The sequence below is a fragment of the Flavobacterium facile genome, from assembly GCF_036321945.1.
In the GTDB taxonomy this organism is placed as follows: domain Bacteria; phylum Bacteroidota; class Bacteroidia; order Flavobacteriales; family Flavobacteriaceae; genus Flavobacterium; species Flavobacterium facile.
Genome location: NZ_JAZAYT010000034.1, coordinates 74,512 through 93,128 on the forward strand (window position 1 = coordinate 74,512; position 18,617 = coordinate 93,128).

21 protein-coding genes are annotated in these 18,617 nt (G+C 30.2%); 14 read left to right on the plus strand and 7 right to left on the minus strand.

Annotated elements, in window-relative coordinates:
• Complete coding sequence (locus UEQ13_RS10860; RefSeq protein WP_329806367.1) at positions 1-513, plus strand: DUF4442 domain-containing protein; 513 nt, start codon at positions 1-3, stop codon at positions 511-513.
• Between the two features lie 5 nt (positions 514-518).
• On the opposite strand, the gene UEQ13_RS10865 is transcribed toward UEQ13_RS10860, so the two are convergent.
• From UEQ13_RS10865 to UEQ13_RS10875, 3 genes are all read right to left on the minus strand, one after another.
• Positions 519-1,136 carry a carboxypeptidase-like regulatory domain-containing protein gene (locus tag UEQ13_RS10865; RefSeq protein ID WP_329806368.1) on the minus strand — a complete coding sequence of 206 codons (618 nt, stop codon included), beginning with the start codon at positions 1,134-1,136 and terminating at the stop codon, positions 519-521.
• A gap of 226 nt (positions 1,137-1,362) precedes the next feature.
• Positions 1,363-2,298, minus strand: a complete 936-nt coding sequence (locus tag UEQ13_RS10870) for a malate dehydrogenase (protein ID WP_329806369.1) — start codon at positions 2,296-2,298, stop codon at positions 1,363-1,365.
• A 65-nt stretch (positions 2,299-2,363) separates the two neighbouring features.
• The gene (locus UEQ13_RS10875) at positions 2,364-4,373 is read right to left on the minus strand and encodes an endonuclease (protein WP_329806370.1); all 2,010 of its coding nucleotides are present in this window, start codon (positions 4,371-4,373) and stop codon (positions 2,364-2,366) included.
• 103 nt (positions 4,374-4,476) lie between these two features.
• Here UEQ13_RS10875 and UEQ13_RS10880 point away from each other — a divergent pair, with 103 nt between their 5' ends.
• The 4 genes from UEQ13_RS10880 (at position 4,477) to UEQ13_RS10895 (ending at position 11,217) form a co-directional block, all read left to right on the plus strand.
• Positions 4,477-7,266, plus strand: a complete 2,790-nt coding sequence (locus UEQ13_RS10880; RefSeq protein ID WP_329806371.1) for a gluzincin family metallopeptidase — start codon at positions 4,477-4,479, stop codon at positions 7,264-7,266.
• Between the two features lie 166 nt (positions 7,267-7,432).
• Complete coding sequence (locus UEQ13_RS10885) at positions 7,433-9,835, plus strand: alpha-ketoacid dehydrogenase subunit alpha/beta (protein WP_329806372.1); 2,403 nt, start codon at positions 7,433-7,435, stop codon at positions 9,833-9,835.
• Positions 9,836-9,909: 74 nt separating this feature from the next.
• Positions 9,910-10,749, plus strand: a complete 840-nt coding sequence (gene prmA, locus UEQ13_RS10890) for a 50S ribosomal protein L11 methyltransferase (RefSeq protein WP_329806373.1) — start codon at positions 9,910-9,912, stop codon at positions 10,747-10,749.
• Between the two features lie 192 nt (positions 10,750-10,941).
• Positions 10,942-11,217, plus strand: a complete 276-nt coding sequence (locus UEQ13_RS10895; protein WP_329806374.1) for an ATP-dependent Clp protease adaptor ClpS — start codon at positions 10,942-10,944, stop codon at positions 11,215-11,217.
• Between the two features lie 33 nt (positions 11,218-11,250).
• On the opposite strand, the gene UEQ13_RS10900 is transcribed toward UEQ13_RS10895, so the two are convergent.
• The 3 genes from UEQ13_RS10900 to UEQ13_RS10910 all read right to left on the minus strand — a co-directional run bounded on the left by UEQ13_RS10900 (position 11,251) and on the right by UEQ13_RS10910 (position 12,573).
• Positions 11,251-11,520: a heavy-metal-associated domain-containing protein gene (locus UEQ13_RS10900; protein ID WP_329806375.1), complete on the minus strand. Its 270-nt coding sequence runs from the start codon at positions 11,518-11,520 to the stop codon at positions 11,251-11,253.
• A gap of 74 nt (positions 11,521-11,594) precedes the next feature.
• Positions 11,595-12,008 carry a DUF6691 family protein gene (locus tag UEQ13_RS10905; RefSeq protein WP_329806376.1) on the minus strand — a complete coding sequence of 138 codons (414 nt, stop codon included), beginning with the start codon at positions 12,006-12,008 and terminating at the stop codon, positions 11,595-11,597.
• A 1-nt stretch (position 12,009) separates the two neighbouring features.
• Positions 12,010-12,573 (minus strand): YeeE/YedE family protein, encoded by a 564-nt coding sequence (locus UEQ13_RS10910; protein WP_329806377.1) that lies wholly within the window; start codon positions 12,571-12,573, stop codon positions 12,010-12,012.
• Between the two features lie 186 nt (positions 12,574-12,759).
• Here UEQ13_RS10910 and UEQ13_RS10915 point away from each other — a divergent pair, with 186 nt between their 5' ends.
• From UEQ13_RS10915 to UEQ13_RS10930, 4 genes are all read left to right on the plus strand, one after another.
• On the plus strand, positions 12,760-13,236 hold the full coding sequence (locus UEQ13_RS10915) for a DUF4199 domain-containing protein (protein ID WP_329806378.1): 477 nt from the start codon (positions 12,760-12,762) through the stop codon (positions 13,234-13,236).
• 7 nt (positions 13,237-13,243) lie between these two features.
• Complete coding sequence (locus UEQ13_RS10920; RefSeq protein ID WP_329806379.1) at positions 13,244-13,693, plus strand: 2-dehydro-3-deoxyphosphooctonate aldolase; 450 nt, start codon at positions 13,244-13,246, stop codon at positions 13,691-13,693.
• A 70-nt stretch (positions 13,694-13,763) separates the two neighbouring features.
• Positions 13,764-14,582: a 3-deoxy-8-phosphooctulonate synthase gene (gene kdsA, locus UEQ13_RS10925; protein WP_329806380.1), complete on the plus strand. Its 819-nt coding sequence runs from the start codon at positions 13,764-13,766 to the stop codon at positions 14,580-14,582.
• Between the two features lie 23 nt (positions 14,583-14,605).
• Positions 14,606-15,457, plus strand: coding sequence for a hypothetical protein (locus UEQ13_RS10930; RefSeq protein ID WP_329806381.1), 852 nt, complete (start codon positions 14,606-14,608; stop codon positions 15,455-15,457).
• Positions 15,458-15,500: 43 nt separating this feature from the next.
• On the opposite strand, the gene UEQ13_RS10935 is transcribed toward UEQ13_RS10930, so the two are convergent.
• Positions 15,501-15,857 (minus strand): DUF1801 domain-containing protein, encoded by a 357-nt coding sequence (locus UEQ13_RS10935; protein WP_329806382.1) that lies wholly within the window; start codon positions 15,855-15,857, stop codon positions 15,501-15,503.
• 85 nt (positions 15,858-15,942) lie between these two features.
• Between UEQ13_RS10935 and UEQ13_RS10940 the strand changes: the two genes are divergently transcribed.
• From UEQ13_RS10940 to UEQ13_RS10960, 5 genes are read left to right on the plus strand one after another with little or no spacing between them, the layout of a single operon-like run.
• On the plus strand, positions 15,943-16,566 hold the full coding sequence (locus UEQ13_RS10940; RefSeq protein WP_329806383.1) for a hypothetical protein: 624 nt from the start codon (positions 15,943-15,945) through the stop codon (positions 16,564-16,566).
• A gap of 2 nt (positions 16,567-16,568) precedes the next feature.
• Positions 16,569-17,102, plus strand: a complete 534-nt coding sequence (locus UEQ13_RS10945) for a hypothetical protein (RefSeq protein WP_329806384.1) — start codon at positions 16,569-16,571, stop codon at positions 17,100-17,102.
• A gap of 6 nt (positions 17,103-17,108) precedes the next feature.
• A complete protein-coding gene (locus UEQ13_RS10950) occupies positions 17,109-17,513 on the plus strand; it encodes a hypothetical protein (protein ID WP_329806385.1) in 405 nt (134 codons plus the stop codon).
• A gap of 51 nt (positions 17,514-17,564) precedes the next feature.
• Positions 17,565-17,861, plus strand: a complete 297-nt coding sequence (locus UEQ13_RS10955) for a winged helix-turn-helix domain-containing protein (RefSeq protein ID WP_166124986.1) — start codon at positions 17,565-17,567, stop codon at positions 17,859-17,861.
• 55 nt (positions 17,862-17,916) lie between these two features.
• Positions 17,917-18,588 carry a DUF1361 domain-containing protein gene (locus UEQ13_RS10960; protein ID WP_329806386.1) on the plus strand — a complete coding sequence of 224 codons (672 nt, stop codon included), beginning with the start codon at positions 17,917-17,919 and terminating at the stop codon, positions 18,586-18,588.
• Positions 18,589-18,617: the final 29 nt, after the last annotated feature.

Below are 18,617 nucleotides of genomic sequence, written 5' to 3' on the forward strand. Positions count from 1 at the left end.
ATGTACGACCAACTTTTTACATTTTTAAACAAATATTTCAAGAAAGCAACACTTTTCAGAGTCTTGTTTAATATGTCACCCATGTATAAAAGAAGTTGTGGGAAAATTATTTTCGCATCGGAAGATTTACATGTAGTAAAAATAAAAATTCCGTTATCGTATAAGAATAAAAATTATGTAGGGTCTATTTTTGGTGGTAGTTTGTTTTCTGCTACGGATCCAATTTACATGATCCAATTGATGCAGATATTAGGAAAAGAGTATGTGGTTTGGGATAAAAAAACACATATTAAATTTAAACGACCAGCCTATGAAAATGCATTTGCAACGTTTGAATTCTCGACTATTGAAATTGAAGAAATACTACAAAGAGTACAATCTGAAAACGAAGTAGATTATACCAAAATTCTCCACATCACAGATAAAAACGGAACTATTTTCGCCGAATTAGACAAAACGTTATATATTTCTACAAAAGCGTATTATAAACAAAAAAGAAGTTTAAAAAAATAGAAAAACTAATCTATAACAACAGTTCCAATAAAAGTTTCTCCATCATGAAGAGTAGCATTAACAGTACTACAAACGACTTTAACTTCCATGTCTTCTAGTCCAATATATGAAAAAACAAGAATTTTACCTTTTTTAACTTTAATACTATATCTACCAAACTCATCCGTCTGGACAAATTCTTTTTTATTTTTTATTCTAACAGTGACTCCAGGCAAAGGTACTCCTTCACTAGTAACAACACCAGTAACAGTTATTTTCTTATCAGAATCTATAATTTTATTTAAATGTTTTAAATCCGTTTGTTCTTGTGCTGGTTTTTCTTGAGCAACACTACTTTCTGTTCCTAATCCTAAAAACGCTAAAATAGAAGTCGCGAAATAGCCAAAATAATTAGATTTTGTTTTTGTTTCGATTAAATTTCTATTGAGTTGAGAAACATTTATTCTTCCACATAAAGTATCATTTTTAGCAACCAAATTGATAATTTCATTATCCGATAAATGAGTGAAATCTAAAACCGTTTTCTGGCAAGACGCACAAAATCGACCCTTTTCAACAGGCGTCATATTTTGCCAACCTTCCTGACAAGGTTCTGGAATGGAAATTTGAATTTTTTGCTTCATTTCATAAATTTATGTAATTCCTCAGAGAAATACAAAATTCTTTTTATCTGCGTGAAAAAAATTAACCGCAAAGAACGCAAAGCTTTCGCAAAGAACGCAAAGGAAAGCTGCGTGAAATCATTAACCACAAACCAAACAATAAAAATCTGCTAAATCTGTGTACCTAATCAAAACAAAAAAAGCCTACAAGAAAATCCTGTAGGCTTTATATATAGTTGAAAAGTGATTAAGCTAAAACCGCTTTTAAATCTCCATTCATAGCTCTTACTGCATCTGCAGATTTAGCGAAAGTTGCTTTTTCAGCATCGTTTAATTTGATGTCAACGATTTCTTCAATTCCGTTTTTACCAATAATACATGGAACACCTAAACAAATATCAGATTGTCCGTATTCACCTTCTAATAAAACGGAACAAGCAATCATTTTGTTTTGGTTATTTAAGATAGAATCTACTAAATACGCTACAGAAGCTCCTGGCGCATACCAAGCTGAAGTACCTAATAAACCTGTTAAAGTTGCACCACCAACCATTGTGTCAGCAGCAACTTTATCTAATTCTTCTTGAGATAAATAGTTTGCCACTGGCGCACCGTTATATGAAGCTAAACGTGTTAATGGAATCATAGTAGTATCACCGTGACCACCAATAACCATACCTTGTACGTCGTTAGCTGGTTTGTTTAAAGCTTTTGATAAATAATATTTGAAACGAGAACTATCTAAAGCTCCACCCATACCAATAATTCTATTTTTTGGTAAACCTGTAGCTTTTAAAGTTAAATACGTCATAGTATCCATAGGATTAGAAACTACCACGATAATTGTATTTGGAGAAAATTTTAAGATATTTTCAGCTACTGATTTTACAATTCCAGCGTTGATACCAATTAATTCTTCACGAGTCATACCTGGTTTTCTTGGAATTCCAGAAGTAATAACTACTACATCAGAATTAGCTGTTTTAGAATAATCATTAGTTACTCCAGAAACTTGTGTATTAAAACCTGTAGTTGTAGCACATTGCATGATATCCATTGCTTTTCCTTCTGCAAATCCTTCTTTAATGTCTAATAATACTACTTCACTTGCAATTCCTCTGTATGAAATTACGTCTGCACATGATGCACCTACATTCCCTGCTCCTACTATTGTTACTTTCATTTTGATAAATTAAATATTGATGTTGTTATTTTTTACAAAAATATTGATTATGAAACAATTTTACGTTATTTCACTATTATTTTTTTTACAATTTGTTTGTCTTCGTTACTGATTTTTACAAAATACATTCCAGTTTCAAAATCAATTGGAATCATTTGGTCTTCATTTATGGTTTTTTCGAATACTTTTGCCCCTGAAACAGAGAAAATTTCCACTTTAGATGTACCTAATAAACCTGAAATAAAAATATGTTCTGCTGCCGGATTTGGATAAACTTTTACTTCCGAAATATCAAAAGATTCCGAAGCTAATGCTGCAAACCAAGGTTGTCCATATTGCGCACCAAAAATATAATTAGCTAACAAAGGATAATCAATAAATGGATTTCTATTGTTTTGCCATGTTTGCACATAATTGTTTCTATTCATTTCGTAATCATCTCTTGCGTCTGACACATTCCATGATAATAATGTTGCTAAATCTCCTATATTTCCTGAAGATGTGGTTGTACTTGGTAAATATTCACTAGGATCACCATTCAAAACATTTAAACCATTGAAACGAACCGCCATATAAAAACAAGCTCTTGCTACATCTCCATGCCAAGAACCTTGCGTTCCTACTGGTCCAGCATAAACTGTTGGTGAATTTACTGTTCCGTAATTTTTATTATTTCTAGAGGAATTTTCTTGACCGTTTTCAGCTCTAATATGATGGGCATCAGAAACACCATCAACAGTTGCAGCAGCACTTGTATTGTTCCAAATTCCTATTCCATCTGCATAATCACCCATTGCCACATTAAATCCACCTCTCGATTGACAAAAAATATGCTCTCTATTCCATTTTCCAACAATACTACTTCCGTTTTGTTGATCAATTTTCGACATAGGAACTTCTAAATACATATCCCAAATTTCTCCACTATTTAAGGGATTCGTATCAGCAACTCTAATAATATCCCACATATCGGCATAACTGTGTAAGTGTACTTCAGAAGGATTCGCAATAATCGCTTGTAAAGCTTGTTTCAACGCAACACCAGATAATCCTTCCAAAGAAGCATAATACCCAACTGGAGCTGTACTTGAAACTTGACCAAAAGTTGGCGCTAAAGGTGTCCCAAAATTAGCGACTTGAAAATCTGTATCTCTAACTCTTCGTAAAATTGAATTATTGCTCGAAACTACATCAACTGGTAAAGACGAAATAAATAAAACAAACTCTTCATCACCTTCGTCTAAAACATCATCTGTAAGATTAATTGTTTTTAAAGCAGTTGTAGAACCAGAATTAATGGTAACAGAATTATTCGTATCGAAAGTAAAATCTGAAGTATTAAAATTTCCATTGTTTAAAGAAATCGTAAAAGTAGTATTCGATGTTACAGGTGTTGTAGTTGTAAAAGTAATATTTACAGGTTGTCCCTCTGTATAACTTGCTGAGTTAAACGTAGTAGTCATATAATTTAAAACAATTCCACTTCCATCATTATTCATTCCTGGAGTTGGCACTTTTACTTCGTACGTTCCATCCGATTTTCTTTGAATAGAATGATTTGCAGCATTTGATGTTACGTTTTCATTTACACAAACAGACAAACCCAAAGCTGTCATTAATGCCGTTGGTTGATTTGTTGCGTTATTAGAATATGCAATAGCATCAATTAAACCTGTAGAAGTTACTGGTGTATTTATTGGAAAATCTGAACCATTACCCAAATATAAAACAATAGCATCAGGTCCATTTTGTAAAATCGAATCTGGGATAGACAAACCAGGAGTAGGTGAAAGTAGTACATTTCCAATTAAGAAATTTCCATTTACATCAGTTGTAAAACCATCTAAATCAATTGCATAATAACTTAATGTTCCACTATATGGAGCTGTACCAGTTGCATTATACAAAACCAACACATAGCCATTTAATGAAAAATTAGGTGTCGATGATTTTAATTCAATAAATTCTTTTTGATCTGTTGAAGGTGTATCGGGATCAATTTCATTAATCACAACTTGAGCATAAGAAAGTGAAGAAAAAACTATAAAAAACAATAATCGTAATTTTGTTTTCATTAAAATTTCATTTGAGGTGAATAACAAATATAGATAAGATAACACTAATTTCTTATGAAATTTTCAATTATTTTTAGTAATATTGAAGGCTATTAAGAAAAAGATGACAAAACTTAAAATATTATTATTTTTTATGTTAACAATGGTTTCATTTGCTCAAAATGAAATTAAAATTAACGCAAAATTATTAGACAACGGAAAGAAGATAGATGTAGTTGAAGAAATCATTTTAAAAAACACTTCTACTTCCGTTTTAACTGAAATTGCTCTGAATGATTGGAATCATGCTTATTCTAGTAAGAAATCGGCACTAGCCAGCAAATTCTCAGATGAATACAATAGAAGTTTTCATTTATCTAAAAAAGCCGACAGAGGTGAAACGCAAATTTTTGAAATCACCAACCAATTTTCGAAACCGCTTTCCTTTTATAGAAATGAAAACCAAGTAGATATAGTAAGAGTGAAGTTGGAAAATCCGCTACAAATTGGCGAAACAACATTATTAAAAATTAAATACCAAATAACTTTACCCAATACTAAATTTACAAAATTCGGCTATTCGGAAAATAAAATATTATTGAAAAACTGTTTTTTAACTATTTCTCCTTTCGATACAGAAACACAAAGTGAAGAAAACAGTGATGATTTAACCTCAGAAATCAGCAATTATAAACTTGACATTCAACACGATAATTTATTTCTAACTACCGATTTAGATGTTGCCTTTTCAACAAGTAATTCTTCTCAGTTAATTGGAAATTCACGTACTAATTTTTTTATCGCATTAGAAAAGGAAATTAGTTATGAAGAGTTTAAAAATAAAAGAATCAATGTAATTACAAATTTAAAATCTAAAGATGTTCCAATTTATTACAAGGTTTTAGTTATTGAAAAAATCACCAATTATGTAGCAGAAAATATTGGTATTTCCAACCAAGAAAAAATAATGGTTTCTCAAGAAGATTATGATCGTGAAGCTTTTTATGGTTTAAATGAACTACCTTCTTTTATCTCGCCTTTTAACGATGATTTTGTTTTTGAATTGAAATTCTTAAAAACATATTTGAACAATTATTTAGCGGCAAACTTGAAAATTAATTTTCGAAAAGACCATTGGATTTTAGAAGGAATACAACATTATTACATTAAAAAATACATAGATGACAATTATCCAGATACTAAAGCTTTTGGAAGATTATCACGTTTTGGAATTTTAAAAAGCTATAAAATAATTAACATGAACTTCACTGAACAATTCATTTATAATTATTTATTAATGGCAAGAAAAAACATCGACCAATCTGTTGGATCAGAAAAAAATACGCAAATAAAATTTAATGAAAAAATTGCTGGAAAATTTAAATCCGGACTTTCCTTACATTATCTAAACAACTATTTAGGAAATGATATTCTTGAAAATTCTATTAAACAATTTGTTAAAATAAATGCAACTAAAAATACTAATAATAAAGATTTTAAAAAAATAATAGAAAATAATTCAAATCGAAAATTAGATTGGTTTTTTGATGAATTAATTTATTCTCGTAACAAAATAGATTATAAAATTAGTCAGGCGAAAAAAAGAAATGATTCTATTGAAGTTACTATAAAAAATGTAGGTGATGCAAAAGTTCCTGTTTCAATTTATGGCTATAATAAAAACAAATTAGTTAGTAAAAATTGGATTGAAAACGACTCTGAAACCTTCAAATTTTCTATAAAAAACGATAGCATTACCAAATTTGTTTTAAATGATACTTATGAAATTCCAGAGATTAATAACAATAATAATAGTTATAAATTAAAAAATCGATTTTTAGGAAATAGAAAAATTCGATTTACGTTTTTCAAAGACATAGAAAATGCAAAATTCAATCAGGTTTTTTATGTTCCTACCGCAGAATTCAATTTGTATGATGGTATTTTATTAGGGATGAAAATCAATAACAAATCAATAATCAACAAACCTTTCACGTACGACTTAACACCAAATTATTCCACAAAAACAGGAACAATAGCAGGAAGTGCTGGCTTTGGTTTTCACGATCAAAATCGCAAAAGCACACTTTATAATACGCGTTATGGAATTTCGGGAACTCGCTTACATTATGCTCCAGATGCGTTTTATACTAAAATTACTCCAAGTATAAATTTCAGTTTTAGAAATCCGAATTTCAGAAAAAATGAAGGTGAAGGCGTTACAATCAGACAAGTTTATGTAAATAGAGAAAAATCGAACTTTGTAACTACTCAAAACACAGAGAATTATTCGGTTTTTAACTTACGATATGGATATGGAAATAGCGAATTAGTTAAGCAATTTTCATATGGAACTGATTTACAAGTTTCAAGCACTTTTGGAAAAGTATCAGGACAAATTCAATACAGAAAACTGTTCGAAAACAACCGCTACATAAATTTAAGAGCTTTCGGTGGATTTTTCACACATAACGACAATACCAACGATTTTTTTAGTTTCGGAATTGACAGACCATCAGATTATATGTTTGATTATGCTTTAGTTGGTCGTAGCGAAAGTACTGGTTTGTTCAGCCGACAATTTGTTAATGCAGAAGGTGCTTTTAAGTCGATTTTTGATACTCGATTTGCCAATCAATACATTTTTACAGTCAATGCGAGTTTTAATATTTGGAATTGGATTGAATTATATGGTGATGTTGGAACCTATAAAAACCAAGGGTTTAACTCCAAATATATTTATGATAGCGGCGTGCATTTGAATTTAGTTCAAGATTATTTCGAATTATTTTTCCCCGTTTATTCTTCCAACGGATTTGAATTAAACGACAAAAATTACGGAGAAAGAATCAGGTTTATAATTACTGTAAGTCCGAAAACTTTAACCTCTTTATTTACAAGAAGATGGTTTTAACTATCAATATTTTTGCATTATTCCTATATAATGTGTAATATATCCTAATTCTACTGCACTATTTTTACTCAAAACAGAATAAAATTATACATTATTCATAAAAATTACTTTCAAATGAAAATATTGCAATAAAATAATTAAATTTGTATCAAAGCAATGTATTATTATGAGCAAATCAAAAACTGCAGAAACATTATCTTTCGAAGATTTCAAAAAAGAGGTTTTAACCGATTTTAAAATTGCATCTGTTAGCCGTGAATGTAGTCTTCTTGGAAGAAAAGAAGTACTTACTGGAAAAGCTAAATTTGGTATTTTTGGTGATGGAAAAGAAGTGCCACAACTGGCATTAGCAAAAGCTTTCCAAAATGGTGATTTTCGTTCCGGATATTATCGTGACCAAACGTTTATGATGGCTATTGGCGAATTGTCAATCGTTCAGTTTTTTGCAGGATTATACGGTCATTCCGATATAAATTTTGATCCAATGAGCGCGGGTCGTCAAATGGGTGGGCATTTTGCTACACATTCGTTAGACGAAAACGGAAATTGGAAAAACTTAACCAAACAAAAGAATTCAAGTGCCGACATCTCTCCTACTGCTGGGCAAATGCCTCGTTTATTAGGTTTGGCTCAGGCATCAAAAATATATAGAAATGTTGCAGAAATTCCTGCTGAAAATAATTTTTCGGTAAAAGGAAACGAAGTAGCATGGGGAACAATTGGAAACGCTTCTACTTCAGAAGGTTTATTTTTTGAAACCATAAATGCCGCTGGAGTTTTACAAGTTCCAATGGTAATGAGTGTTTGGGATGACGAATACGGAATTTCAGTTCACGCTAAATATCAAACAACAAAAGAAAATATTTCAGAAATATTAAAAGGTTTACAACGTGATGAAGAAGCTAACGGTTACGAAATTTTCCGTGTAAAAGGTTGGGATTATCCAGCTTTAGTGGATACGTATCAAAAAGCAGCAGAAGTTGCAAGAGCAGAACACGTGCCTGTTTTAATTCACGTTAACGAATTAACACAACCACAAGGACACTCCACTTCAGGTTCACATGAGCGATACAAAAACGCGGAACGTTTGGCTTGGGAAGCAGAGTTCGACTGTGTAGCGCAAATGAAAAAATGGATGATTGAAAACAATATCTCTTCTGCAGAAGAATTAGAAGAAATTGAATCAGCATCTAAAAAAGAAGTTTTAGAAGGTAAAAAAGAAGCTTGGGCGAATTATTTATCAGCAATTAAAGAAGATCAAGCGACAACAGTTGCTATCTTAAATCAAGTCGCACAAAACTCTGAAAATAAAGTTTTCATTGAAAAATATGCGAATGATATTGCTGCGATAAAAGAACCAATCAGAAAAGATTTATTAGTTATTACAAGAAAAGTTTTAAGAATGCTTTCTGGTTCTAATAGAGAAACTTTAGCGACTTGGATTTCTAATTTCATTGAGAAAATTCAACCAAAATACAGTTCACATTTACATTCAGAATCAAAACAAAATATTGCTTCAACTACTGAAGTAAAAGCAATTTATGACGATGCTGCCGAAGAAGTCGATGCCCGTTTAATTTTAAGAGATAACTTCGATAAAATTTTCGCAACCTATCCTGAAACTTTAATTTTTGGAGAAGATGCAGGAAATATTGGTGATGTAAATCAAGGTTTAGAAGGTATGCAAGAAAAATACGGAGAAATGCGTGTTTCAGATGCAGGAATTCGTGAAGCGACTATTTTAGGTCAAGGTATTGGAATGGCGATGCGTGGTTTACGTCCAATTGCTGAAATTCAATATTTAGATTACTTGTTATACGCCATTCAAATTATGAGTGATGATTTAGCAACGCTTCAATACAGAACTCATGGTCGTCAAAAATCGCCATTAATTATCAGAACTCGTGGTCACCGTTTAGAAGGTATTTGGCATTCTGGTTCTCCAATGGGAATGATTATAAATGCAATTCGTGGTATTCACGTTTTGGTTCCAAGAAACATGACAAAAGCCGCTGGTTTTTATAATACATTATTAAAAACAGACGAACCTGCTTTAGTAATTGAATGTTTAAATGGTTACCGTTTAAAAGAAAAAATGCCAACCAACTTAGGTGAATTCCAAACGCCAATTGGTGTAGTAGAAACCATTAAAGAAGGAAAAGATATTACATTAGTTTCTTACGGTTCCACTTTAAGAATTGTAGAACAAGCAGCAAAAGAATTATTAGAAAACGGAATTGACGCTGAAATTATTGATATTCAGAGTTTATTACCTTTCGATATTTCTCACGATATTGTAAAATCAGTAGCAAAAACCAACCGTTTATTAGTCATTGATGAAGACGTTCCTGGTGGAGCAAGTGCTTTTATTTTACAAGAAATTATTGAAAATCAAAACGCGTACAAACATTTAGATAGCGCGCCACAAACCTTAACAGCTAAGGCACACCGCCCAAGTTATGGAACAGATGGTGATTATTTCTCTAAACCAAGTGCCGAAGATATTTTTGAAAAAGTGTACGAAATGATGAACGAATCAAATCCGAACAAGTTTCCAAAATTATATTAATTAAAAACTCAAATATTAAAATAGGAAGTAGTAATTTTGCTTCCTATTTTTTTATGACTAAAATTTAAAACCGAATGGCAAATACCTATATCGCATACCACTTTACAATTGAACCAAATGAACTTGGTTCTGAAATTTTAATTGCTCAATTAGAAGAAACTGCTTTTGAAAGTTTTGAAGAAACCGAAGAAGGTGTTTCGGCTTATGTTCAAAAAGATGTTTGGTCTGAGAATATTTTAAATGATATTGAAATTCTTACGAATGAAAATTTCAAAATTTCTTATACAACAAATGAAATTGAACCTGTAAATTGGAACGAAGAATGGGAAAAGAACTTCTCTCCTATTGATGTGGACGGAATTTGTCATGTTCGCGCACCATTTCATCCAGCAACTAACGCGAAGTATGAAATCGTAATTGAACCAAAAATGAGTTTCGGAACAGGTCATCACGAAACGACTCATATGATGATTCAACATCTTTTAGAATTAGATGTAACGAATAAAAAAACCATTGATATGGGTTGCGGGACTGCCATTTTAGCCATTTTAGCTGAAATGAAAGGCGCTCAACCAATTGATGCGGTTGATATTGACAATTGGTGTTATTTAAACTCCATTGAAAACGCTGAACGTAATAATTGTAAACATATTTCAGTATATGAAGGTGATGCTTCTTGGTTAAATGACGGTCAGAAATACGATGTGTTTATTGCGAATATCAATAGAAATATCTTATTGAATGACATGGCGACTTATGTAAACTGTATGAATGACAATTCTGTTTTATTATTAAGTGGATTTTATACGGAAGATTTTGAAGCGATAAACGAATGTTGTGAAAAATTAGGTCTGACTTTTGAATCGAAAAAAGAAAGAAATAATTGGTTAGGATTGAAATATTCAAAAAAATAATTCATAAGCGTCAGTTCGAGTGTTCCGATTTTTCATCGGAATGTATCGAGAACAGCTATACTTCTAGATACAATTTTCTTCTCTAAATAAAAAAATGAGAAAAGAAAATCAATCAAAAAGATGAAAAATACAAATTGAACTAAGATAAATTACAAAAATTTAGTAATTTTGCACTAGAATAAACTATTAGTTATGAGCACCTTAACAGAAACATTAGAAGAAGTATTAGTTCAAGAAGCCGTTGGCGTAAACAACGAAATTGTTTTATACAACGACGATGTAAACACGTTTGATCATGTGATTGAAATGTTAGTCAAAATTTGCGACCACACTTGGGAACAAGCCGAACAATGCGCCATTTTGGTTCATTACAAAGGGCAATGTACCGTAAAAACTGGAGAATTACCAAAACTTAAACCACAATGCATATCGTTACAAGATGCAGGTTTAAGTGCTGTAATCATATAAAAAAAAGCGACCAATTGGTCGCTTTTTTAGTTTTTATGAAGTTATTTTTCCAAATGCACAACTCACGTAGGATTTAGCTTTTGAAGTTAAATTATTTACATCTCCATCTTCAGGATAACCTAAATTCAATAATGTTTTCTTTACGACATCTAAAGTATGTGCTTCAGAATATTCAAAAGTGACAGAATTATCGGCTACTTCTACAACTACTTCAGAAACATCATCTAAAGCATTTAAATTCTTTGTGATCGTATTGATACAACCATCACATTTCAAGTTTTGTATATGAACTATTGTTTTCATTCTTAAAGATTTAAAACATAAAATTACGAAAACAATAATTAAAATACTATGACAATTATCACATTAACCAAATATTAATGAGGCAATTTATTTTTTAAAATTCCATAAATATAGGTTCCTAATAAAGCTCCAATTAAAACGATACAGATAGATAAAACACCATTTCCAATTAAAATAAAAATAGGTCCAGGGCAACTCCCTACTAATCCCCAACCTAACCCGAACATAGTGCCACCAATAATATATCTTGAATACGAGAAATCTTTATCTTGAATATCAATTTCGGCACCTTTAAAACCTTGAATATCTTTTTTCTTAATGAAAACAATTCCACAAACACCAACAAAAATGGCTGTTCCAATAATTCCATACATGTGAAAACTTTGAAACATGAACATTTCATATATTCTATACCAAGAAACGGCTTCTGCTTTTGTTAATACAATTCCGAAAACGATACCAACAATAAAAAACTTTAACAACTTCATATTATCCAAAAATTAACGGAATTAAAAAATGGGCAGAAATTAATCCGCCAAGGAAAAAACCAACTACAGCAATAAGTGATGGAATTTGTAAATTACTTAATCCAGAAATGGCGTGACCAGAAGTACAACCACCAGCATAAGGCGTTCCAAAACCAATTAAAAATCCACCAATTAATAAGATAAAAAATCCTTTTACTGTAAAGGCATTCTCTAAACTAAATAAGGCATCTGGACCTAATTTCCCATTTGGTACATCAATATTTAAATGTTGTAAATTTTCAATTGTTTTCGGATTAATTTGTAGAATATCAGTAGAATCCATCAAAAAATAAGAGGCAATAAATCCTCCTACAACAGCACCTAATGCAATAGATAAATTCCATTTTTGCGCTCTCCAATCAAAGTCAAAATATTCGATTTTCTTTTTAGCAAATGTCATACTACAGATATTTCTTAAGTTAGATGACATTCCAAAAGTTTTACCAAAATAGGTTAACACTAACATAATCAGTCCGATTAAAAATCCAGAAACCGACCAGTGCCAAGTACCTTGAATTACTTCCATATATTCTTAAATATTATTATTTGAATTACTATATTTGTTTTCGAATTCACATGTTATTTTAATTATCATATGAATTGCATTTTAACCTTAAATGTTTCTCTCAAGTAATTTTATTTATCATCGCATTTTGATGATTTCTAATTACTTGCGCAAACACTTTTAATTTCGACTTCAAAGATACACAAAATGAATAAATTTAAAATAGAATTTAAATGGGCAATATACTACACTTTTTTAGTAATCATGTGGTTCCAGCTAGAAAAATATTTAGGTTTTCATGACAAAAACATAGCTAACCATCCGGTTTTTACTAACTTAATGTACGTTTTCATTTTCGGAATTTATATCCTTTTTTTATTAGACAAAAAGAAAAATTTTTTTAATGGCATCATAACTTGGCAACAAGGCTTACTTTCTGGTGTTATTTTGGCAATTTTCGCTATGATTTTGACACCATTTGCTACTTATTTTTGTTTAAAATATATCAATCCAGATTTTTTCACTAACATGATCAACTATTCTGTTTCAAAAGGAATGAAACTTGAAAATGCACAAGCCATGTTTGGTACAACTGCTTATATGATTTTTTCTTCTTTTGGAACGTTTTCGTTTGGTATAATATTTGCAGCTTTGGCTTCATCAATCGTAAAAACTAAAAAATAATTTTATCATGCGCAAAATAATCGCACTAAGTTTACTTATAGTATTCGCTTCTTGTGTAAGCACAAAAAACACCATTCAAAATATTGATGACACTGCCGTTTTACCAAAAATCTTATACGGTCAATTTGTTTTAACAGAGACAGCAACAGATATCGAATATGGTTACAGTGAATTTTACCCTGTAAATATTGGGTTTTCAAAATTTGAAAATAGTAATAATTTGAATGTAAATCGCTTTTTCAGTGCAATAACTGGTCCGAATGGAGAAAAAGTGACTTATAAATTATTAGAAACATGTTGTCCTTTTCCTAGTAAAAACAATAAAATGGGAGCCGGAACATTAGATCTGTATGAAATTTACCTTGATGGAAAAGCTTCAAATAAAAAAGTTTACATCAATACATTTGAAAAAGGTAAAGTAATGTGTCCCAAAGGATTTTCGATAAAAAAAGTTTAAACTTCTAACAACTAAACATCTAACTTTAATTACCTTTGCACAAGAATTAAAAAACAATAAACAACTACATATGAACTTAGATAATATCCCACAAATAAAACATTTAAATAGCGGTAACTTTTTCGTATTAGCAGGACCTTGTGCCATTGAAGGTGAAGAAATGGCATTACGAATTGCTGAAAAATTAGTTACTATTACAGATAATTTACAAATTCCTTTCGTTTTTAAAGGAAGTTTCAAAAAAGCAAACCGATCTAGAATTGATAGTTTTTCTGGAATTGGAGATGAAAAAGCCTTAAAAATATTAGAAAAAGTTTCTAAAGAATTTGGCGTACCAACAGTAACTGATATTCACACCAATGAAGATGCAGCTATGGCCGCAGCTTATGTTGATGTATTACAAATTCCAGCATTTTTAGTTCGTCAAACAGACTTAGTTGTAGCAGCTGCAAATACAGGTAAAACCGTAAACTTGAAAAAAGGACAATTTATGAGTCCGGAAAGCATGAAACACGCTGCTCAAAAAGTAAAAGATTGTGGAAACGATAATTTTATGATTACCGATAGAGGAACAATGTTTGGTTACCAAGATATGATTGTAGATTTCAGAGGAATTCCTACTATGAAAGAATTTGGAACTACGGTTTTAGATGTAACGCATTCTTTACAACAACCGAATCAAACTAGCGGTGTTACCGGCGGAAGACCAGATATGATTGAGACAATTGCTAAAGCAGGAATTGTAACAGGTGTAGACGGAATTTTCATCGAAACACATTTTGATCCAGCAAACGCAAAAAGTGATGGTGCCAACATGTTACATTTAGATTATTTTGAAGGATTAATGACCAAATTAGTTGCCATCAGACAAACTATAAATAAATTTTAAGAATAAAAGAGCCTAAAACACAAATGAAAAAAACAATAATTCTTGTTATTACATTAATTTCTATAACAAGTTTCGCACAAACAGAAAATTTAGTTGATTTACCTGTCATTAAAGAAAGATATACCGCACATAATAAAGGTAAATTCTTTATTTTTTGGGGTGGAAATAGAGAAAGTTATAGCAAGTCAGATATTCATTTCTCAGGTGAGAATCACGATTTTACTTTATATAATGTTGAATCACAAGATAAACCAAAAGGATATCATTTAGATTATATCAATCCGAGTAGAATGACAATTCCTCAAACTAATTTTAGAATTGGTTATTACATAAATGACAAGTACAATATTACCATTGGATTTGATCATATGAAATATGTAATGATGCAAGATAAAGTTGTTGATTATTCTGGTTATTATCCAAATGAAGGTACGTATGGAGAAAGTTTACCAGGAGATCAATTACTTCTTACTAAGGACTTTTTAGAATACGAACATACTGATGGTTTAAATTATGTAAATACAGAAATTTCTAGAGTTGACGATATTTCTAAAGTCTTTAATTTACCAAATACTGATAAATTTCAAATTAATTTAACCGAAGGAATTGGTGGTGGATTTATTTATCCGAAAACTAATGCAACTATGTTTAAAGAAGAGCGTCATGATAAATTTAATGTCGCTGGTTATGGAATTTCTGCCAAAGCTGGCTTAAATTTAACTTTCTTTAAATACTTTTTCATCCAAACAGAACTAAAAGCTGGATATATTGATATGAATAATATTAAAACATCAGCAAATCCAACTTATAAAGCTGAACAAAACTTTTGGTTCATTCAAAGTATTGTTGCTATTGGAGGAATATTTAGATTATAAAAAGATTTAAACCAATATATAAAACGTGATAAGGATTTCTTTATCACGTTTTTTTATGCAATAACTTTGCTTCTTGAATAACTTCTCTTAAAACTTTATCTTTAATAGAATCAATCTTAAAATAGCGTAAGGATTTAATTGTATTCCGTTTTTCTCCAATTAAAACATCTTGATGTACTGTCAATTCATATCCTTTTGCAAAACCGATATCTACAAAACCTTTAGATTTATTTGGAGCGATATATATAAAAGGCTTTTTGTCGTAATAAAAATAAGGAATTCCCCATTTGAATAACAATTCTATTGTATCCATTTCTTGTTCTATAACAGAAATCACATAATAAATAATCTCCTGAAATTCTGGACTTTGTTTTAAAATATATTCTTCTGAGGGTTTCATGGTTTAAATATTTATTTAAAAATAATTAAAAAAAGTTGTCCAATTAAAAATTAATCATTTACTTTGTATTTCAAAGCACTTTAAAATGGAGAATAAAAATTATTTAAACGACTTAAAAGACATTAAAGAAATGATGAGCAAAAGTTCTCAGTTTATTTCTTTAAGTGGTTTGTCTGGTGTGTTAGCCGGATTTTATGCGTTGATTGGAGCTTATATGGCTTACAAAACAATTTATTTTGACACCTCCACATCAGATAGTTATGCTAATTTGGTAATTTCAGAAAATGCAGTGATTAAATTATTTATAATTGCTATATCAGTTTTACTTTTATCCATTGCAACAGGAATTCTATTAAGTTTAAGAAAAGCAAAAGAAAGCAATGATAGCATTTGGAATGCCACATCAAAACGCTTGGTAATTAATTTTATGATTCCACTTTCAGTTGGTGGATATATGGGACTGTATTTAATTGAAAAAGAAAATTTTGCTTTACTAACACCACTTACATTAATATTTTATGGATTAGCTTGTGTAAACGCAAGTAAATATACATTAGGTGACGTAAGATATTTAGGCTTAACAATGATTATATTAGGAATTGCAAATACATTTTTTGTGGGTTACGGCTTATTATTTGGCGCTTTAGGATTTGGATTTTGTCATATTTTTTATGGTGGAATAATGTGGTTTAAATATGAGAGAAAGTAAATATGTGGTTAATTGCAGCAGTATTTCTATTTGTTTTTTTTGTAATAGTATCCCTTTTTTTATTCATTTTAAAATTAATTTTTAAGAAGAAAATATTTAGCACATTAAACGTATTATGGTGGGTTTTCTTTGTTTCTCTTCCGTTCTTATTAGCAATTGTATCTTTTTTTACATCTAAAAAAGAAGTCGAAAAAGATGATATTTATGGCGAATACATAATTGACAGAGAAAAGTGTGCAGGAAAACAAGCAGATTGGCAATACAATCATTACCGATTTAAAATAACAGAAGACAATAAAATTTTCTTTTATATTACAGAAAAGGAAAACATTATTAAAACAATTGAAGGAAAAGTGGAATTTACAGAATATGATCATAGTCCACATTTAAAAATAGAATTAGAAGAACCAAAATTTCATATTCTTCAAGAAAACCCAACATTATATAGAGAAATTTGGAGTTTTTATTATGTATTTGAATCGGATAAATATAAAAATGTTTTCTTTACAAAAGGAAATTGGAAACCAATAGATTAAATGAATATGAAAAAAACCACGTTATACATTATAGGTTTTATTGGAATTCTATTGATAATTAGTTTAATAATTAATTTTTCAACAAGTGGTAATACAACTGATATTGGGAAAGCATATTCTGAAACTAACTTGTTTGAAAAGGCAGTTGAATTAGCCAATAAAAGTCATTCGGTTATGAAAGAATTCGGGAAAATTCAGGAAATTGATATGCTAGCTATAGCAGAAGGGAATACCATTTATTCTAACAATGGAAATACTGTAAAAAGTTCTGTTAGAGTTAAAAGTGATACTAAGTCTGGAAAAATAGATATTTATGCAATCAAGTCTGGAAAAGAATGGAAATATAATGAAATTAAAATTCGCTTAAAAAATCCGAAACAAGAAATTTATGTTTTAAAATCAAACAAATAAAATTTACACAAAACAATTAATTTAAAGATGGCATTCGTGCCTCAAAAAACCATGAAAAACATCATCCAAAACATCAACAAAGCCTTTGATCACAGAATACGACTTGGAATTATGTCGGTTTTGATGGTGAATGAATCTGTGGATTTTAATACGATGAAAGAGTTTTTAGGCGCCACAGACGGAAATTTAGCCAGTCATATAAAAGCATTAGAAGCTGATGAATTTATTTCAGTCGAAAAACAATTTATCGGTAAAAAACCAAATACAAAATACAGCATTACTCCTATTGGCAAAAAAGCCTTTCAGGATCATATTGCGGCATTAGAAAAATTATTACATCAGAAATAACGCTATTTTTTTATCTTTACACTTTGAAAAACAAAGTACTTTAACTTCACTTATTATGAACAAAATTGTCACACTTTACATTTTAAATCGCAAACAAGACACTGCGGTTTGGTTAGCCTCTTTAGTTGCAATTACGTTGTTATTACTTCGAGTAAAAATTACACATTCCATGTATTTGTTATTTCTAATTTGGAATCTGTTTTTAGCCATTGTTCCTTATTTATTATCGTCTAATATTCACAATAACTTCTTCGATAAAAGCAAGAAAATACAAAATACTTTTTATGCATTAGTGTGGTTATTATTCATTCCAAACACCTTTTATATACTGACAGATTTCACGCATTTACATTTCAAAAACACCTTTCAATTTGGTTTAGATTTACTCATAATTTCGAGTTTTAGCTTCGCAGGATTCTATGTAGGTTTGCTTTCCTTATATCACATGCATCATTTAACAATGGCTAAATATGGCAATAAAACAGGAAACCTATTTATTTTGAGTATGAGTTTTTTATCTGCTTTTGGAATTTACTTGGGAAGAATTTTACGCTTTAACAGTTGGGATATAATTTCCAAACCAATTGCCCTTTTTAACACTTCAATTTACGCATTATTTAGTTTCGAAACGATAATTTACACACTTCAACTCGGAATAATAATTCTAGTAAGTTATGTCATTTTCTATCATTGGAAACAGAAAAATAGAAAAATCAATAACAATTAAAAATACCAATCTAAAAATTAAATTTATGG

Excerpts from the sequence above, each read along its gene's own strand:
- UEQ13_RS10905 (WP_329806376.1), bottom strand. The coding sequence starts at position 12,008 with ATGAAGTTGTTAAAGTTTTTTATTGTTGGTATCGTTTTCGGAATTGTA.
- UEQ13_RS10940 (WP_329806383.1), top strand. The coding sequence starts at position 15,943 with ATGGAGAATAAAAATTATTTAAACGACTTAAAAGACATTAAAGAAATG.
- UEQ13_RS10950 (WP_329806385.1), top strand. The coding sequence starts at position 17,109 with ATGAAAAAAACCACGTTATACATTATAGGTTTTATTGGAATTCTATTG.
- UEQ13_RS10915 (WP_329806378.1), top strand. The coding sequence starts at position 12,760 with ATGAATAAATTTAAAATAGAATTTAAATGGGCAATATACTACACTTTT.
- UEQ13_RS10920 (WP_329806379.1), top strand. The coding sequence starts at position 13,244 with ATGCGCAAAATAATCGCACTAAGTTTACTTATAGTATTCGCTTCTTGT.
- UEQ13_RS10910 (WP_329806377.1), bottom strand. The coding sequence starts at position 12,573 with ATGGAAGTAATTCAAGGTACTTGGCACTGGTCGGTTTCTGGATTTTTA.
- UEQ13_RS10900 (WP_329806375.1), bottom strand. The coding sequence starts at position 11,520 with ATGAAAACAATAGTTCATATACAAAACTTGAAATGTGATGGTTGTATC.
- UEQ13_RS10865 (WP_329806368.1), bottom strand. The coding sequence starts at position 1,136 with ATGAAGCAAAAAATTCAAATTTCCATTCCAGAACCTTGTCAGGAAGGT.
- UEQ13_RS10880 (WP_329806371.1), top strand. The coding sequence starts at position 4,477 with ATGACAAAACTTAAAATATTATTATTTTTTATGTTAACAATGGTTTCA.
- UEQ13_RS10875 (WP_329806370.1), bottom strand. The coding sequence starts at position 4,373 with ATGAAAACAAAATTACGATTATTGTTTTTTATAGTTTTTTCTTCACTT.
- UEQ13_RS10885 (WP_329806372.1), top strand. The coding sequence starts at position 7,433 with ATGAGCAAATCAAAAACTGCAGAAACATTATCTTTCGAAGATTTCAAA.
- prmA (WP_329806373.1), top strand. The coding sequence starts at position 9,910 with ATGGCAAATACCTATATCGCATACCACTTTACAATTGAACCAAATGAA.
- kdsA (WP_329806380.1), top strand. The coding sequence starts at position 13,764 with ATGAACTTAGATAATATCCCACAAATAAAACATTTAAATAGCGGTAAC.
- UEQ13_RS10895 (WP_329806374.1), top strand. The coding sequence starts at position 10,942 with ATGAGCACCTTAACAGAAACATTAGAAGAAGTATTAGTTCAAGAAGCC.
- UEQ13_RS10935 (WP_329806382.1), bottom strand. The coding sequence starts at position 15,857 with ATGAAACCCTCAGAAGAATATATTTTAAAACAAAGTCCAGAATTTCAG.
- UEQ13_RS10930 (WP_329806381.1), top strand. The coding sequence starts at position 14,606 with ATGAAAAAAACAATAATTCTTGTTATTACATTAATTTCTATAACAAGT.
- UEQ13_RS10860 (WP_329806367.1), top strand. The coding sequence starts at position 1 with ATGTACGACCAACTTTTTACATTTTTAAACAAATATTTCAAGAAAGCA.
- UEQ13_RS10870 (WP_329806369.1), bottom strand. The coding sequence starts at position 2,298 with ATGAAAGTAACAATAGTAGGAGCAGGGAATGTAGGTGCATCATGTGCA.
- UEQ13_RS10960 (WP_329806386.1), top strand. The coding sequence starts at position 17,917 with ATGAACAAAATTGTCACACTTTACATTTTAAATCGCAAACAAGACACT.
- UEQ13_RS10955 (WP_166124986.1), top strand. The coding sequence starts at position 17,565 with ATGAAAAACATCATCCAAAACATCAACAAAGCCTTTGATCACAGAATA.
- UEQ13_RS10945 (WP_329806384.1), top strand. The coding sequence starts at position 16,569 with ATGTGGTTAATTGCAGCAGTATTTCTATTTGTTTTTTTTGTAATAGTA.